The sequence below is a fragment of the Jeotgalibaca arthritidis genome (assembly GCF_011100465.1).
Taxonomy (GTDB): Bacteria; Bacillota; Bacilli; order Lactobacillales; family Aerococcaceae; genus Jeotgalibaca; species Jeotgalibaca arthritidis.
Map to the genome: position 1 here is coordinate 1191158 of NZ_CP049740.1, position 16069 is coordinate 1207226.

The 16069-nt window shown below is 40.7% G+C and carries 13 protein-coding genes and 1 pseudogene; 13 read left to right on the top strand and 1 reads right to left on the bottom strand.

Annotation, left to right across the window (positions count from 1 at the left end; all coding sequences use genetic code 11):
- The first annotated feature begins 3 nt into the window (after window positions 1–3).
- The 9 genes from cdaA to G7057_RS06180 all read left to right on the top strand — a co-directional run bounded on the left by cdaA (window position 4) and on the right by G7057_RS06180 (window position 11049).
- Window positions 4–855 (top strand): diadenylate cyclase CdaA, encoded by an 852-nt coding sequence (gene cdaA, locus G7057_RS06140; protein WP_166164104.1) that lies wholly within the window; start codon window positions 4–6, stop codon window positions 853–855.
- On the top strand, window positions 852–1889 hold the full coding sequence (locus tag G7057_RS06145; RefSeq protein ID WP_166162065.1) for a CdaR family protein: 1038 nt from the start codon (window positions 852–854) through the stop codon (window positions 1887–1889). The genes cdaA and G7057_RS06145 overlap by 4 nt, the downstream gene beginning before the upstream one ends.
- Window positions 1890–1939: 50 nt before the next feature.
- On the top strand, window positions 1940–3295 hold the full coding sequence (gene glmM, locus G7057_RS06150; protein ID WP_166162068.1) for a phosphoglucosamine mutase: 1356 nt from the start codon (window positions 1940–1942) through the stop codon (window positions 3293–3295).
- A 333-nt stretch (window positions 3296–3628) separates the two neighbouring features.
- A complete protein-coding gene (locus G7057_RS06155; RefSeq protein WP_166162070.1) occupies window positions 3629–4621 on the top strand; it encodes a LacI family DNA-binding transcriptional regulator in 993 nt (330 codons plus the stop codon).
- A gap of 570 nt (window positions 4622–5191) precedes the next feature.
- Complete coding sequence (locus G7057_RS06160; protein ID WP_405002612.1) at window positions 5192–5605, top strand: ABC transporter permease subunit; 414 nt, start codon at window positions 5192–5194, stop codon at window positions 5603–5605.
- Between the two features lie 28 nt (window positions 5606–5633).
- Window positions 5634–7688 carry a beta-galactosidase gene (locus G7057_RS06165; RefSeq protein ID WP_166162072.1) on the top strand — a complete coding sequence of 685 codons (2055 nt, stop codon included), beginning with the start codon at window positions 5634–5636 and terminating at the stop codon, window positions 7686–7688.
- A 346-nt stretch (window positions 7689–8034) separates the two neighbouring features.
- Complete coding sequence (glmS, locus tag G7057_RS06170) at window positions 8035–9843, top strand: glutamine--fructose-6-phosphate transaminase (isomerizing) (protein WP_166162074.1); 1809 nt, start codon at window positions 8035–8037, stop codon at window positions 9841–9843.
- Between the two features lie 315 nt (window positions 9844–10158).
- Entirely contained in the window at window positions 10159–10491 is a 333-nt protein-coding gene (locus tag G7057_RS06175; protein WP_166162076.1) for an SRPBCC family protein, read from the top strand.
- 15 nt (window positions 10492–10506) lie between these two features.
- On the top strand, window positions 10507–11049 hold the full coding sequence (locus G7057_RS06180; RefSeq protein WP_166162078.1) for an isochorismatase family cysteine hydrolase: 543 nt from the start codon (window positions 10507–10509) through the stop codon (window positions 11047–11049).
- A gap of 42 nt (window positions 11050–11091) precedes the next feature.
- Here G7057_RS06180 and G7057_RS06185 read toward each other — a convergent pair whose 3' ends face one another.
- Window positions 11092–11838 carry an alpha/beta fold hydrolase gene (locus tag G7057_RS06185; RefSeq protein WP_166162080.1) on the bottom strand — a complete coding sequence of 249 codons (747 nt, stop codon included), beginning with the start codon at window positions 11836–11838 and terminating at the stop codon, window positions 11092–11094.
- A 162-nt stretch (window positions 11839–12000) separates the two neighbouring features.
- On the opposite strand from G7057_RS06185, the pseudogene G7057_RS06190 reads away from it, so the two are divergent.
- The 4 genes and pseudogenes from G7057_RS06190 to G7057_RS06205 all read left to right on the top strand — a co-directional run bounded on the left by G7057_RS06190 (window position 12001) and on the right by G7057_RS06205 (window position 16065).
- Window positions 12001–13508: pseudogene (locus tag G7057_RS06190) on the top strand (phytoene desaturase family protein).
- Between the two features lie 16 nt (window positions 13509–13524).
- Window positions 13525–14163, top strand: coding sequence for a phytoene/squalene synthase family protein (locus G7057_RS06195; RefSeq protein ID WP_166162082.1), 639 nt, complete (start codon window positions 13525–13527; stop codon window positions 14161–14163).
- Window positions 14164–14173: 10 nt separating this feature from the next.
- Window positions 14174–15682, top strand: a complete 1509-nt coding sequence (locus G7057_RS06200) for an IS3 family transposase (protein ID WP_166162085.1) — start codon at window positions 14174–14176, stop codon at window positions 15680–15682.
- Between the two features lie 92 nt (window positions 15683–15774).
- Window positions 15775–16065: a squalene/phytoene synthase family protein gene (locus G7057_RS06205; protein WP_405002648.1), complete on the top strand. Its 291-nt coding sequence runs from the start codon at window positions 15775–15777 to the stop codon at window positions 16063–16065.
- Window positions 16066–16069: the final 4 nt, after the last annotated feature.

A 16069-nucleotide genomic window follows, 5' to 3' on the forward strand; every position in this document is an offset into this window, starting at 1 on the left:
CGCATGAACTTTGATTTAGAAAATATCCTTAGTTGGCAGAATGCAGCCAACGTATTGGACATTATACTAGTTTGGTATCTTGTTTATAAATTAATTTATATTTTAAAAGGAACACGAGCCATACAATTAGTACAAGGGGTACTGATTGTTGTGTTGCTTAAATTATTGGCAGTCTTTCTCCAATTAGAAACGATTGATTGGATTATCAATCAAGTGGTTCGCTGGGGAGTTGTCGCTGTTATTATTATTTTCCAACCTGAAATTCGGCGTGGTTTGGAACATTTAGGAAAAGCAGTCTTTAGAAACCGTACAAAAACATTGGCTCGAACAGGGGAAATGTTTGTCCAAGAACTCGACAAGGCTGTGCAATATATGGCACGTCGTAAAATTGGGGCATTGATTTCGATTGAACTGGAAGACTCATTGGAGGAATATGCACGTACAGGTATTCCGATTAATGGGAATGTATCTAATCAGCTACTGATTAATATTTTTATTCCTAACACACCGCTTCACGATGGTGCGGTCATTATTCAGGACTTTAAAATAACATCTGCAGCTAGTTATTTACCGCTGTCAGAAAATCCCTTAATTTCTAAGGACTTGGGAACACGTCATCGGGCAGCTATTGGTCTCAGCGAAGTGACAGACTCAGTCACCATTGTTGTTTCTGAAGAAACAGGGGGCATAAGTGTCGCCCATCAAAACAAGCTACATCGTGAAATGTCGAGAGAAGATTTTGTGGCATACTTAACCGAACAATTTGTAATAGAAGAGGAAGAACATGACGACGATCATAAACCGAGTTTGATTCAAGAATTCTTTGACTATCTGAAATGGGGGAATTCCGAATGAGTAAAAAGAAGAATACCTTATTTGAGAATAGTTGGTTTATCCGTGCTGTCTCGCTCTTTGTATCCTTATTGTTATTCAGCTATGTGTATTCAGAACATTATGGTCTAACGACTACGAACCGCAATAATGCGATTAGTACGACAAGAAATGAGACCATATCAAACTTACCGATCCAAGTGAATATGGATACAGACCACTATTTTATTTCAGGGTTACCGGAAACAATTGTACTTAGTCTGACGGGCCCTGAGAGCGTGATTGTTCAAACTTTATCCGCAAATGATTTTTCAATTGTGACGGAAGATTTGAATTTATTGGGTCCAGGTCGACATACGATTGAGATTCGTGCGGTGAATTTATCTGATGAATTAAACTATCAAATTACCCCTTCACGAGTGAATGTGGAAATAGAAGAAAAAGTTTCCATTGAGAGCCCAATTGAGGTATTATTTGATACGTCGCTTGTTGATGAAGAATACGTCTCAGGCGAGCCAGTATTGAGTGATGAAACAGCTATTATTACAGGACCAGCATCAACCATTGACCGGATTGCACGTATCTATGTGCGCGTGCCGTCAGATACAAGTTTAACAAGTAATGTTGATATTACGACAGTGGTTCAAGTTGAAGATGGTAATGGCAACAAATTAAATGTTTCCATTGAACCTCAAGAAGTTGATGTCGAAATTCCGATTACCCCTTATGAGAAAAAAGTACCACTTACGATTAATCAAAAAGGGACAGCCGCTTCTGGAAAAACGTACGAGTTGAGCTTAGTTGGTGACGGCGAAGTCAGCTTGAAGGGTAACCGTAACCTATTGGCTGAAGTTGACGAAGTGACACTGGATGTTGATATTACAAATATTAAGACGGATACAGTGTTGACTTTACCCGTTATATCGCCGCTTCCAACGGTTACCGTTTCACCGACTGAAGTTCAAGTTAATGTTAAAGTAACGACAACACAGACGGAGTCAGCAACCAACCGTTCTTCCACAACTGTTCAACCAGTTAAAAAGGAAGAAGACGAATAGGAATAAAAAAATCATGACGATACTAGTAGAAACAAAGGAGATTATAAAGAATGGGTAAGTATTTTGGAACTGATGGTGTTAGAGGACAGGCAAATAGCGAACTAACGCCTGAATTGGCTTTTAAACTGGGACGTTACGGCGGACATGTCTTAAAGGAACATGCACCAGAAATTGAAAAACCACTTGTATTAGTAGGTCGCGACACGCGTATCTCAGGGCAATTATTGGAGCATGCATTAATCGCAGGCTTATTGTCTGTGGGGATTGAAGTCATGCAACTTGGCGTTATTACGACACCAGGTGTTGCTTACTTAACGCGTATTCAAGGAGCAGTTGCCGGAGTTATGATTTCGGCATCACATAATCCAGCTGAAGATAACGGTATTAAGTTCTTTGGAGCTGATGGCTTCAAATTATCAGATGACCAAGAGTATGAAATCGAAGCTTATCTGGATGCAGAGGGTGATGATTTACCACGTCCATCATCAGCAGGTTTAGGAACCGTTGATGAATATAACGAAGGTATTTTGAAATACATTCAATACTTGCAAACAACGATTGCTGATGATTTATCAGGTTTAACGGTTTGCTTAGATGGCGCACATGGTGCAGCTTCACCAATCGTTAACCGTTTGTTTGCTGATTTGGAAACAGACTTCTATACAATGGGAGTTAAGCCAAACGGCATAAACATTAATGATGGTGTTGGTTCAACACATCCAGAACAACTACAAGAATTCGTCAAGGACAAAGGGGCAGATATTGGGGTTGCCTTTGATGGCGACGGGGACCGTTGTATCGCTGTAGACGAAAATGGGGAAATTGTCGATGGGGACAAAATCATGTTTATTTGTGGTAAGTTTATGAAATCAAGAAGCGAACTGAAACAAAATACGATTGTTTCAACAGTGATGAGTAACTTAGGGTTCCATAAAGCTGTTGAAGGAGAAGAAATGGTTGCTTTGAAAACACAAGTTGGTGACCGTTACGTTGTTGAAGAAATGCGTAAAAATGACTACAACTTTGGTGGCGAGCAGTCAGGTCACATCGTTTTCCTAGACTACAATACAACAGGTGATGGCCTATTAACAGCTATTCAATTGATGTATGTTATGAAAGCAACCGGTAAAAAGCTATCTGAATTAGCAGCTGAAGTAACGATTTACCCACAAGAACTTGTTAACATCCGTGTAACAAACAAAGATGGCGTAATGGATATTCCAGCGGTTAAAGAAGTCATTGAGCAAGTTGAAGCTGACATGGATGGTAAAGGTCGTATTTTAGTTAGACCAAGTGGAACTGAACCACTACTTCGTATTATGGCGGAAGCTGAAACAGATGAAAAAACACACGAATTTGTGACGCGCATCGCAGATGTGGTTCGTAACGAAATTGGATTAGACTAATAAACACAAAAGCAGTAGCTGGCATGCCAGCTGCTGCTTTTTTTGGTGTCGTTTGTCGATACAGAGTCTAAAAAAAGCCTGTATCTTACATTTTGCCTGTTAGATGTAAGATACAGCATAGCGAACCAAGCTTGTATGTTACATTTCATCAATCAAATGTAACATACAGACTAAAAATTATCTCTGTAAGTTACACCAAGTCGGTCTGGATCAAAATACCCGACAATCACCCAGCTCTTGAACAATAACTACTAATGTGTTTGACAGCTGCTTTTTTAACCGCTATTATTAGGTAAAATGTTTTACTGATTTATAGAGAATAGGTGAAGAAATATGGCGACTATACACGATGTTGCAAGAGAATCTGGCTTTTCAATAGCAACTGTTTCAAGAGTATTAAATAACGATCCTAATTTATCGGTGACAGATGCAACCAGAAGTAAAATTCATGATTCTGCCTTAAAACTTGGCTACCAAAAGAAAACGCTACAGCCAATTATTAAAAATGTTGCATTTCTATACTGGATTACTGAGAAAGACGAATTAAAAGATATTTATTTTCGATCTATGCGCGAAGAATTAGAACAACAAGCAGTTGACAATAATATTGAACTGAGGATGTATACCATGGAAGATGGGGTAGAGAGCTTGCCCAAATCGACCAAAGGCTTTGTGGCAGTGGGTGCCTTTACTCAAAAAGAAATTGCCCATCTCCAATCCGTTACGCAAAATGGCGTGTTCCTAGACTCGTCTCCAGCCGCATCGTCCTTTGATTCTGTCAGACCGGATTTAGATGAAATGACGCAGACTGCTATTCAGTTTTTTAGAGAAAAAGGGCACGAAAAGATAGGCTTTATCGGTGGGACCTTCCACGACCGCAATGATGATACCGAGAAAATGGATTTTCGTGAGCGGCAATTTCGTTACTATATGGCAGAGGCAGGCTTACTGAATGAAGATTATATTTTCGTTCAAAGAGGCTTCTCCTTCCAAACGGGAATTGAGCTAATGGACCGTGCGATTGACCAGTTAGCGGATGACTTGCCAACAGCCTTTTTTATCGCTGCTGACCCGATAGCAATTGGATGTCTGCAAGTGTTAAACGAGCGAAATATCCCAATCCCCAACCGTGTTAGCTTAATTAGCGTCAACAATCTCAATATGACGAAATACCTGTCACCGCCACTGACGACATTTGATATTGATATGAAGGAAATCGTCAAGAATGGCTTGCAAATGTTAAAAGAACAGATTCTTGAAAAGCGTCAAGTTCGTAAAAAGCTCTTTATTGAAGCGGAGCTCATTGTTCGAAAAACAACAGAATAAGCTGATGGTGTTTGACTGCTGGCGGTTAAACACTATTTTTTCGCCTTGTAGTAAAATCTTTTACTAAATTAAGTTAAAAATATTATTTACTTTTACCAAAAGAGGTGTTATACTCGATTCATGAAACGCTTACAAAACGTTGAGAAGGAGAATGGACATGTTGAAGAAAAAAACAATTTGGATTTATTGGTGCCGCAACGCTGAGTTTACTCTTAGCTGCATGTGGGCCTGGTGAAAGTGCAACAAGTGAGGGCGATCAAGTAGCGACGACTGATGAGACAACAAAACTTGTTGTGTGGGAAGATATTGATAAGGCAATCGGAATTGAGGATGCTGTAAAAGAGTTTGAGGACATGCATAATGTCACTGTCGAAATTATTGAGAAGCCATTCGCAACTTAAATCGAAGACTTACGTTTAGACGGGCCAGGTGGAACAGGACCTGACGTTTTCACAATGCCAGCTGACCAAGTTGGGACCGCTGTAACAGAAGGCTTGCTTCAAGAATTGCAAGTAGATAAGACAATTACTAGCTTATATTCTGAAGCATCCATGCAATCACAAACGGTTGATGATTACCTTATATGTAGGTGGACAAATTCCAATGAACACCTATTTAATGAAGGGCTATATGGATTCGATTTCGCGTGAATTAGATGAGAGCGCGCGAATTGATGGCGCAAGTAACACCCGCGTCTTCTTCCAAATTATTTTACCACTCTCACGTCCTATGCTGGCTGTTGTAGCCATGAATGGCTTTACTGGTCCACTAGGAGACTTTATTTTATCATCGACCATTCTTCGCTCAGCAGAATACTATACCTTGCCAATTGGTCTTTATAATTTAGTGAACCAAGCGCAAGGTGCTAGCTACACCAAATTTGCAGCAGGAGCAATTTTAATTAGTATTCCCGTTGCTTTAGTATTTTTATTGTTACAAAAGAACTTTGTTTCAGGCTTAACGTCAGGTGGAACAAAAGGATAAGAGGATTAGTAGAAAGGACATCACAAAAATGGAAAAAAAGTATGTATCAGCTGCCCAGCACTTGTTGCACGGAGGGGACTATAACCCTGATCAATGGTTAGATTATCCAGAAATTCTCGCACAAGATATCGAACTCATGAAGGAGGCTAATGCCAATGCCTTTTCGATTGGGATGTTTGCTTGGGCAAGTTTAGAGCCAGAAGAGGGCGTCTATCGCTTCGAATGGTTGGATGACATTATTGAAAATATTGCATCATTTGGTGGAAAAGTTTTACTATCAACTCCGAGTGGGGCGCGTCCAGCTTGGATGTCTCAAAAATATCCAGAAGTATTACGTGTGAATGCAGAACGACAAAAGTTATTGCATGGCGCGCGTCACAACCATTGTTTTAGTTCACCCGTTTACCGCCAGCAAACACAAAAGATTAATCGTTTGTTAGCTGAGCGTTATGGTGACAATCCCGCAATTTTAATGTGGCATGTGTCCAATGAATATGGTGGCGAATGTCACTGTGATTACTGCCAAGAAGCCTTTCGTGGTTGGTTGAAGAACCGCTATAATAATAGTTTAGATGAATTAAACCATGCATGGTGGGGGCCGTTTTGGAGCCATACGATTACGGATTGGTCACAGATTGAATCGCCATCACCAATTGGTGAAAATGCTGTTCACGGCATGAATATAGATTGGCGCCGTTTCGTTAGTGACCAAACCATTGATTTCTATAAGAGCGAGATTGAACCATTGCGTGAGCTGACACCGCATATTCCGATTACGACAAACTTTATGGCAGATGGTAATGACTTAATTCCTTTCCAAGGCTTGGATTACAGCCAATTTGCTAAGGAAGTAGATGTTATGAGTTGGGATGCATATCCGGCTTGGCATAATGATTGGGACACAACAGCTGACTTAGCAATGAAAGTCGCTTTCGTAGATGATTTGTACCGTTCATTGAAAAACCAACCCTTCTTACTATTAGAATCAACACCGAGCGGGGTAAACTGGCACAATGTCAATAAAACGAAACGACCAGGCATGCATTACTTATCATCTATGCAGATGCTAGCTCATGGTTCAGATAGCATTATGTACTTCCAATGGCGTAAATCACGTGGCTCTTCTGAAAAATTGCATGGAGCTGTTGTTGATCATGATGGCAGTACGAATAACCGTGTTTTCCAAGATGTTAAGGAAGTCGGACAAGCACTAAACGATATGCCAGAAATTACCGGCTCTATGCGACAAGCCGATGTAGCTGTTTTATATGACTGGGAAAACCACTGGGCTCTTGGCGATGCGCAAGGCTATGGCTTACAAACCAAACGTTACCCACAAACAGCACAGGAACATTACCGCGCCTTCTGGGAAAATGATATTCCAGTAGACGTCATTACAAAAGAACAAGATTTTTCTGCCTACAAACTATTAGTCGTACCGATGCTCTACATGATGAGCGAAGAGACAATCAGTCGCCTGAAAGCATTTGTCCAAGCAGGTGGAAAACTGGTCACGACTTATATTAGTGGTGTCGTGAATGAACACGATTTAACGTACCTAGGAGGTTGGCCAAAAGATTTACAAGAGGTTTTTGGTGTCCAGCCACTTGAAACAGATACCTTCTATCCAAGTGACCGTAATCAACTGGCTTATCAAGGTAAGCACTACGAAATTACCGACTATGCAACTGTTCTATCCGTTGATTCTGCAGATGTATTAGCTCACTATGAAGCTGATTTCTATAAAGGCACACCAGCTGTGACGAAAAACCAATTTGGTGAAGGAACAGCTTATTATATTGGTGCTCGTATGGAGGCAGACTTCCAACGCGATTTCTATGCAGAGCTAATTGAAGAATTAGATTTGAAGGCAGTATTAACAGTTGATCATGGACGCGGTGTTTCTGTTCAATCCCGTCAAATTTCGGAAGATACTCACTATGTTTTTATTATGAATTTCACGGAAGAAGAGCAAACCATTACTGTTCAAGAATTGGTCACAGATGTTCGAACGAAGGAAGAACTAGTGGGCGATATGACGTTGGCACCATACGAGGCACGCGTTGTCGCTTATAAAGGCTAAGAAGTAGAGAAGAGTAGGGAGAGGATATCTTCTCGCTACTCTTCTTTGTTTCTTTCATAAGTTTTTCATGGAATGTTGACTAATTGACTTCATTTAGGATATAATTCACAGTGCTTCTGGAAAAATAGATAAAAAAAAGGAGGATCGTTGGTTTAATAATGGATAGCGCCAGGCTCAGTGAAAACTGAGTGACGAGGATTGGGTTTATCGAAAGTTTCGGCGGGTAGCCCAAGGTTTGTGTAGTCTACAGAATGTCATTTAAAAGAGATCGCATAAGCTGCCTTCTTACAAAGATGCATTCCCACACCCAGAAGAAAAATCGAATAGAAAATGAGGTTTTTTTGTTATGTGTGGAATTGTTGGATATATCGGCCAAGGTGCCGTTCAAGATGCGTTAGTTAATGGATTAGAAAAATTAGAGTACCGTGGTTATGATTCAGCTGGGATTTATGTGGTAGATCCAGCCGGCAGAGGTCATTTGTTTAAAGAAAAAGGTCGTATTGCGGCTTTATCAGAGCAAGTTGATTTTGAGATTGAAGCAAGCGTGGGGATTGGTCACACACGTTGGGCAACACATGGTGTGCCAAGTGTGGACAATGCTCACCCTCATCAATCAGCTAATAACCGCTTTACTTTAGTTCATAATGGTGTCATTGAAAACTTCCGTGAGTTGAAAGAGAATTATTTATCTGATGTTCGTTTGTATGGGGAAACCGATACGGAAATTGTTGTCAATGTTATTGCAGCAATGTCGGAAAAAGAAGGATTAGGGGCTAAAGAAGCCTTAAAAAAAACCTTGCAAGTAGTTAAAGGATCTTATGCCTTTGCGATGATTGATGCAGAAAATCCAAGTGTTCTTTATGCAGCTAAAAATAAAAGCCCATTATTGATCGGATTAGGTGACGACTTCAATATGGTTGTCAGTGATGCGATGGCAGGTGTGCAACTAACGAACGAGTATGTTGAGATTCATGACGGCGAAATTGTCATGCTGACAAAAGATGATGTCTTAATTGAAACAGTCGCTGGTGAAGCGATTGAGCGTGCGTCTTACCGCGCAACAGTGGATGCATCTGATTTAGAAAAAGGAACGTATCCGTACTATATGTTGAAGGAGATTGACGAGCAACCAGCTGTTTTACGTCGTATCATTCAAGAGTACCAAGGAGAAGACAACCAATTAGAAGTGGATGAAGTGTTATTGGCTGCCATGATGGAAGCTGACCGCATCCATATTGTCGCTTGTGGAACAAGTTATCATGCGGGTTGGGTAGGTAAGCACTATTTAGAAACACTAGCTAAGATCCCAACAGAAGTTCATATTGCAAGTGAGTTTTCATACAACCAGCCGTTATTGACTGGCAAACCTTTCTTTATTTTTATCTCCCAATCTGGCGAAACAGCAGACAGCCGCCAAGTGTTGGTTAAAGTAAAAGAACTGGGTTACCCAGCATTGACGATTACAAATGTCCAAGGGTCAACTTTGTCGCGTGAAGCAGACCATACCTTATTGCTTTATGCAGGCCCAGAAATAGCTGTAGCCTCATCAAAAGCCTATACTGCTCAAATGACTGTTATGGCGATATTAGCTGACGTGTTAGGCAGACAAAAAGGTCACGACAACCAGTGGGACTTAGCTCACGAATTAGGACTAGTCGCAAGAGCGATGGATACTGTCATTGATGAAAAAGCGCAATTAGAAGAACTTGCTGAGACCTATTTTAAAGATACGAGAAATGCCTTTTATATCGGACGCGGATTAGACTACTATGTCGCTATGGAAGCGGCATTGAAACTAAAAGAAATTTCCTATATCCAAACAGAAGGATTCGCTGCCGGCGAATTGAAGCATGGTACCATTGCCCTAATCGAAGAAGGCACACCAGTCTTAGCCTTAGCGACGCAAGCAAGCAATGCCAGCCACACTCGCGGTAATGTTGAGGAAGTACGCTCTCGCGGAGCTAATACGTGTGTGATTGCCATGGAAGGATTGGAACAAGAAGGCGACCAATTTATCTTGCCACATATCCATGAAGAACTCGCACCACTTGTCGCAGTTGTCCCTACTCAACTCCTCGCTTACTATGCAACCTTGCAAAGAGGCTATGACGTTGACAAACCAAGAAACTTAGCGAAATCAGTAACAGTGGAATAACGTTATTTAAAAGGAAGTTGAGGCGATTGCCCCAACTTCCTTATTTTAACCTCTAAAACCAACTTCAGCATCATTTTCCTAGCCGAAGTCGGTCGGTAAGCAGTTTTGAGCAACTTCAGGCCTAAAAAGCAGGTTGAAGTTGGTTTTTTGTCATTATTTCATTCTTTTATCGGTTGAAAGAGGGAAATGAGAGATTTCCTATTTAAAAAACGATGGCTATCGTGCTACTATATAAGGTAGAAAGAAAAAGGTTGTTGAGGAGGGATTGCTATCAAACAGCTAGCACACGAACGTTCGATATTAATTGATGGTGATATGCGTAAAGTCTGGAATGCTATTACAAAGCCAGAGAAATTAAGCCAGTGGTTTGACAATGAATCGATTTGGGAAATGGACAAGTTTGAAGAAGGCAAAACGGCAACGGTGACATTACTTCCAAACGAAAAAAACGAGCTGGAAGAAAAGACAGTTGTCACAGTTACGATCGAACATATTTTACCTTTTATGGAATTTCATTTTGTAGACGAAAATAAAGAAGAATTTGCAGCGTTTCGATTAAAAGAAGAAACAGGGATTCGTGTGTTTCTAAAGTCAGAAGGATTTAGTGACTCTTTAGAAAAGTTGAAGGCATTGGTTGAGAAAAAATAAGGCGGTGAAAGCCAAATGGCGAAAGAAGCACTATTAATTGTTGATATGAGTAATGACTTTGTGGCAGATAATGGCACATTGACGGTTGGTAAGCCAGCTCAAGCGATTGTTTCCTACATAAAAGAAACAGCCCAGGCTTTTTTAGATAACGGCCAAGTGGTTGTCGTATCGATGGATGATCATGAAGAAAATGATCCTCATTTTGACTTATGGCCAGCCCACAATGTGACGGGCAGTTACGGCCAACAACTTTACGGTGAGTTGCAGGATTGGTTTGACTCTAATCAAAATCATGACCAACTCTACTACCAAGCAAAGACAAACTACAACGCCTTTTTCAAAACGGGATTGGCTGATCAATTACGCCAATTAGAAGTGGAAAAAGTTCATGTCGTTGGTGTAACAACTGATATTTGTGACTTTTTAACGGTAGCGGGAGCAGATGCGGAAGGCTTTAAAACAGCCATTCATAAACAAGGCATTGCAACCTTTACTGATTTAGGCGACACCATGGTTAACCATATGGTGCGTTGTTTCCATACAGAAGTAGTTGAATAGCAATAAAGAAGAGGCTGGGATAAAAAAATCCCAGCCTCTTCTTTATTTCCCTAAAAGCTCTTTCACAAAAAAACGAGTCACTTTTTCCATCGTTTCGCCGCGGACGAGATGGCCTTCATCTTCATCGACAAAACTGATATTCTCCAAGTCACCATGGTCATCCATAAAACGAACCACATGATCGTAAGGCACAATATGGTCTTGTTGACCATGCCAAAAGAAGAGCGGACGGCCGTTGATCGTATCGGGATTGAGCGACAAGTCATACTTAGTAAGCCAGCTTAATAACGCATCTAAGTCAGCTGGTAGATAGCGGCCCAATTGGCTGGCATGTTGGCGAATGCGTTCCAAGTAGGCGACGGGTTTAGGTGATCCCATCACACAAGCCGCGGCCTTAATTTCAGGATGATGGGTCAGCAAGGCACAAGTAGTAATGCCACCCATAGACAAACCGCCGACACCGATTTGATCATTGGCTAAATTCATTTTTTGGAAATGATTGACGATATAGCCAAATTCCATCAAGTTGGCGTGGATACTTTGCCAAAACGTTAGTGATGGGACTTTAGAGACCTCCTGCTTACGCTCGCCGTGGTTGTAGGCATCCGGTAATAAAACTCGAAAGCCTTGTTTGGCTAGCGAACGGGCTTGGGTTAAGTTTAGTTCTTTAGCGGATTGCCAGCCGTGGTAGTAAATAATCAGTGGTAATGTTTGGTTACGTTTTTCTTTTGAAACGACCTCTAAAAGAGGAATGGTTCCAAGCAGTCGTTTTCTCACAGTTAATAACATATGCAACACCTCAAGGCTAGCATAGCCTGTTCTTAAAAAATTGTCTATTTATTTTGACTTTATAATCATTTCACTTTGAATCGTACACGATATAGTTTAGGATGAAGCTATAAAACAAACCTTAAAAAACAAAAACTGAGAAAAAGGTGACTAACAGTATCGATGAAAAAGAAGGTAATCGTTGTTGGAGCAGGGGTTGCAGGGTTATCCAGCGCCATCCGTCTCCAAAAAGATGGCTATCAAGTTGAAATTTATGAAAAAGAAAGCATGGTTGGCGGAAAAATGCACCGAATCGAAAAAGACGGTTTCCGTTTTGATTTAGGCCCGACGATTGTCATGATGCCTGATTTGTATCGTGAAATTTTTGAATATGCAGGAAAAAATCCAGACGACTATATTCCGATGAACCGTTTGGATCCGATGTACCGCTCTTATTTTAATAAAGGCAGCGAACATATTGATGTATCTTCAGACTTGGTTCAATTGATGAAAACGCTAGAGGCGGTCAGTCCAGAAGATGCCAGTGGGTTCTTGAAATACTTGTCTAGTATTTATGAACGCTACCAAGTAGCAGTCGATCACTTTATCCAGCGTCCGTTCCGTAGCAATAAAGATATCTACAACCCATTCATGTTGAAACAAGCTTTAAAATTAAAGACTTTTGATTCTGCAACCAACTCAACTCGATTGCAAAATTTGTAAAAGATAAAAAAATCCAGCAAATGCTGACCTTCCAAACTCTCTATATTGGTGTAAGTCCAGATAATGGGCCATCGCTGTATACGATTATCCCGATGATTGAATTGTTATACGGTATTTGGTATATCGAGGGTGGTATGCACAAAATGGCAGAAGGTATGGAGAAAGTCTTTATTGAACTTGGTGGTAAAGTCCACCTGAATTCGCCAGTTGATGAAATTATTATTGAAAACGGTCAAGCTAAAGGCGTGAGTGTTGCGGGCGAGGCTGTTCATTCAGACTATGTGATTTGTAATGCTGACTTCCCATACGCTATGAAGAACTTAGTGAAGGACCAAAAAGCAAAAGGCAAATATACCGATGAAAAAATTGATAAGATGGACTACTCTTGTTCCTGTTTCATTCTTTACTTAGGAATGGATCGTAAATATGAGGAGTTGGAGCATGTTCATACCTTTGTCTTCTCAGAAGATCTTGATCAAAACTTAGACCAAGTCTTCTCTGGTGAAAAAATTGAAGATCCGTCTCTTTATGTTGTGGCTGCCTCTAAAGTCGACCCAACTGTTGCGCCGGCAGGAAAAGAAGGCCTATACGTTCTTGTTCCTGTTTCTGATCTTGCAACGGCTAAGTATGATTGGAACGATGAGTCAACCATTCAATACTACCGTCAAAAGGCCCTTGAGTCAGTGAGTCATTTACCAGGTATGGCGAATATTGAAAATGAGATTATTTCTGAGTCAGTGATTACGCCGCTTGATTTCCGTGATCGTTTTAATGCCTATAATGGGGCATGTTTCGGTCTGCAGCCATCGCTCTTGCAAAGTAACCACTTCCGTCCACAAGCGAAAGCGAAAAATTGTGAGAATCTTTATTTCGCAGGAAGCAGTACCCATCCAGGTGCAGGTGTACCAATTGTCTTAGTATCTGGCAAGATTGCAGCGGATGAGTTGAAGCTAGACGATAATGCTTAAGAAAGGAAATGACATCATGATGTTATCAAGGCAACTTAGGCAAGACTACGCATTTTGTGAAAAGATTATAAAAGCTTCATCAAAAAGTTTTTATACGGCTTTTTCCCAGCTGCCTAAAGAAAAGGCGCGGGCAGTCTATGCCATTTATGCTTTTTGTCGTCTAGCAGATGACACCGTAGATTCTGATGATCCTTTGGCAGAAAAAATTAAAAATTTACAAAAATTAGAAGAACAATTAAAGGCCTTCGACAAGGGTCATACGCCTGACGAGCCAATGTGGCGAGCGTTAAGAGATGTGTTTACACGCTATAAAATGGATGTTTCGCCTTTTTTCGACCAATTGGAAGGCCAAAAGAGAGATCTCTCCTTCAAAGGGATGGCTGATTTATCTGCTCTAGAAGAATATAGCTATTATGTAGCGGGTTCTGTTGGTTTGATGTTGTTACCGATTTTATCGGCTAATAATGAGATTGATGATAGCTTAAGAGAAAGTGCGGTTTCCTTAGGGATTGCGATGCAATTGACGAATATTTTACGTGATGTTGGCGAGGATTTTAGAGATAATAACCGTATTTATTTGCCATCTGATTTGTTGTTGCATTATGGTATTCGTATAGATGGGCATGCGGACAAAATCTTAGACCAAATCGATTAGGAGGAAGTCTATGTATGCTTACGCTGAAAAATTAAAAGCCGTCAAACTTTACTTGAAGTACGAATCTTATGCGGCTGTCATCAATGAACTGGGGTATCCTTCGCGTATGGCTCTTCGGGATTGGATAGAGGCTTACCGTACGGATGGAGATGTTCAAAAAGAGATGACGCGAACGCCAAAATACACCGAAGAACAAAAACAAGCAGCAGTCACCCACTATCTTGAGCATGGTAAGTGTTATTCACGTACCTGCAGAAAACTTGGCTATCCAAGCCGGGGCTTATTAACAGAATGGATCATGGAGCGCGCACCTCAACCTCGCCAATTGATTAAAAAAGGGGTAAACTTAACACAACAAGAAAAAGAAGCCGCAGTTCTTGCACTGGTAACTCGGACCACATCCGCACAATCGATTGCGGATCAACTAGGTATTAGCCGAAATTCCCTCTACAATTATAAAGAACGGTGGCTCGGCAAGGACGTGCTTGGTATGGTCAATGACTCAAAGGAAACAGATGTTAATCAATTAAAAAGTCAAGTCAAGCAACTTCAAGAAGAGGTTCACCGCCTTCAGATTCAAAAAGACGTTCTTGAAAAAGCGGGTGAACTACTAAAAAAAGATCAGGGCATCCATCTAGAAGAACTCACCAATCAAGAGAAAACACTCCTGATTGATGCCCTTCGCCCTTTTTATCCGTTAAAGGAATTATTAGCCTGTGTCAGTATCCCTAAAAGCAGTTATAGTTATCACCACACTCAACTCGCTTTACCTGATAAATATTGCAAGGCTCGTACCATGATAATTGAAATTTTTCACAAGAATAAGCGGCGGTATGGCTATCGCCGAATTCATACTGCTCTGAAACATAAAGGGATGACTCTTTCAGAAAAAATTGTTCAACGTATCATGCGCGAAGAAAATCTCTTCGCTAAATCCGTTAAAATTAAGAAGTATAGTTCATACAAAGGAGAAATATCGCCTGCAGTTCCTAACATCCTAGAACGCGATTTTACAGCCAGTAAACCCAATACAAAATGGGTAACTGATCTAACAGAATTCCGTCTCCCTGCTGGAAAAGTTTACCTGTCTCCTATGATAGACTGTTTCGATGGTGCAATAGTGAGTTGGACGATTGGTGCTTCTCCTAATGCTGAATTGACTAATTCGATGCTAGATCAAGCGGTTTTAACGCTAAAAGAAGGTGAAAACCCGATAGTTCATTCGGACCGAGGGGCTCATTACCGCTGGCCAAGTTGGATTGAGCGAATGGAATCGCATCACTTAACTCGTTCTATGTCTAAAAAAGGTTGCACGCCTGATAATGCTGCGTGTGAAGGTTTTTTTGGGCGGTTAAAAAACGAATTCTTTTACGATGAGAATTGGTTAGATGTGTCAATTGAGCACTTTATACAACTTTTAAACAACTATCTTCATTGGTACAATCACGAAAGAATCAAGCTATCTTTAGGTGGGATGAGTATTATGGATTTTCGAAAAACACTTCCTTTAATAGCTTAAGGAATAATACCAATTCTTGTCCACTAGAAGTAAACAAACCTATTCAATAGGTTGCAACAAAAACAATCAACCGTATTTAGGTCCAAAATAATATCCGCACCCCCGATGCGCTCATGGAGGATGGCGTTAATCCGTCATTTATTGAATTATGGGAAAGCATTGCCATGGAAGCAGAAAGAAGATACGGACTCTTTTGGGGTCGTATTGACCGCTTTGATGAAGACTGTCGTTTCCCTGTTTATGTTGCAGCCAAATTATATCATGCTATTATAGATAGCGTGCGTGAAAACAACTATAATTGCTTGCAGCTGAGGAATTATGTGCCCGAAGTAAAAATGATGGGCCTTGTGTTAGAAGCCAGAAAAAAATTTAAGAAACGGTGATAGA

What these genes read in the sequence shown, in the direction of transcription:
- cdaA (WP_166164104.1), top strand. Translation starts at nt 4, where the DNA reads ATGAACTTTGATTTAGAAAATATCCTTAGTTGGCAGAATGCAGCCAAC.
- G7057_RS06145 (WP_166162065.1), top strand. Translation starts at nt 852, where the DNA reads ATGAGTAAAAAGAAGAATACCTTATTTGAGAATAGTTGGTTTATCCGT.
- glmM (WP_166162068.1), top strand. Translation starts at nt 1,940, where the DNA reads ATGGGTAAGTATTTTGGAACTGATGGTGTTAGAGGACAGGCAAATAGC.
- G7057_RS06155 (WP_166162070.1), top strand. Translation starts at nt 3,629, where the DNA reads ATGGCGACTATACACGATGTTGCAAGAGAATCTGGCTTTTCAATAGCA.
- G7057_RS06160 (WP_405002612.1), top strand. Translation starts at nt 5,192, where the DNA reads ATGATTACCTTATATGTAGGTGGACAAATTCCAATGAACACCTATTTA.
- G7057_RS06165 (WP_166162072.1), top strand. Translation starts at nt 5,634, where the DNA reads ATGGAAAAAAAGTATGTATCAGCTGCCCAGCACTTGTTGCACGGAGGG.
- glmS (WP_166162074.1), top strand. Translation starts at nt 8,035, where the DNA reads ATGTGTGGAATTGTTGGATATATCGGCCAAGGTGCCGTTCAAGATGCG.
- G7057_RS06175 (WP_166162076.1), top strand. Translation starts at nt 10,159, where the DNA reads ATGCGTAAAGTCTGGAATGCTATTACAAAGCCAGAGAAATTAAGCCAG.
- G7057_RS06180 (WP_166162078.1), top strand. Translation starts at nt 10,507, where the DNA reads ATGGCGAAAGAAGCACTATTAATTGTTGATATGAGTAATGACTTTGTG.
- G7057_RS06185 (WP_166162080.1), bottom strand. Translation starts at nt 11,838, where the DNA reads ATGTTATTAACTGTGAGAAAACGACTGCTTGGAACCATTCCTCTTTTA.
- G7057_RS06195 (WP_166162082.1), top strand. Translation starts at nt 13,525, where the DNA reads ATGATGTTATCAAGGCAACTTAGGCAAGACTACGCATTTTGTGAAAAG.
- G7057_RS06200 (WP_166162085.1), top strand. Translation starts at nt 14,174, where the DNA reads ATGTATGCTTACGCTGAAAAATTAAAAGCCGTCAAACTTTACTTGAAG.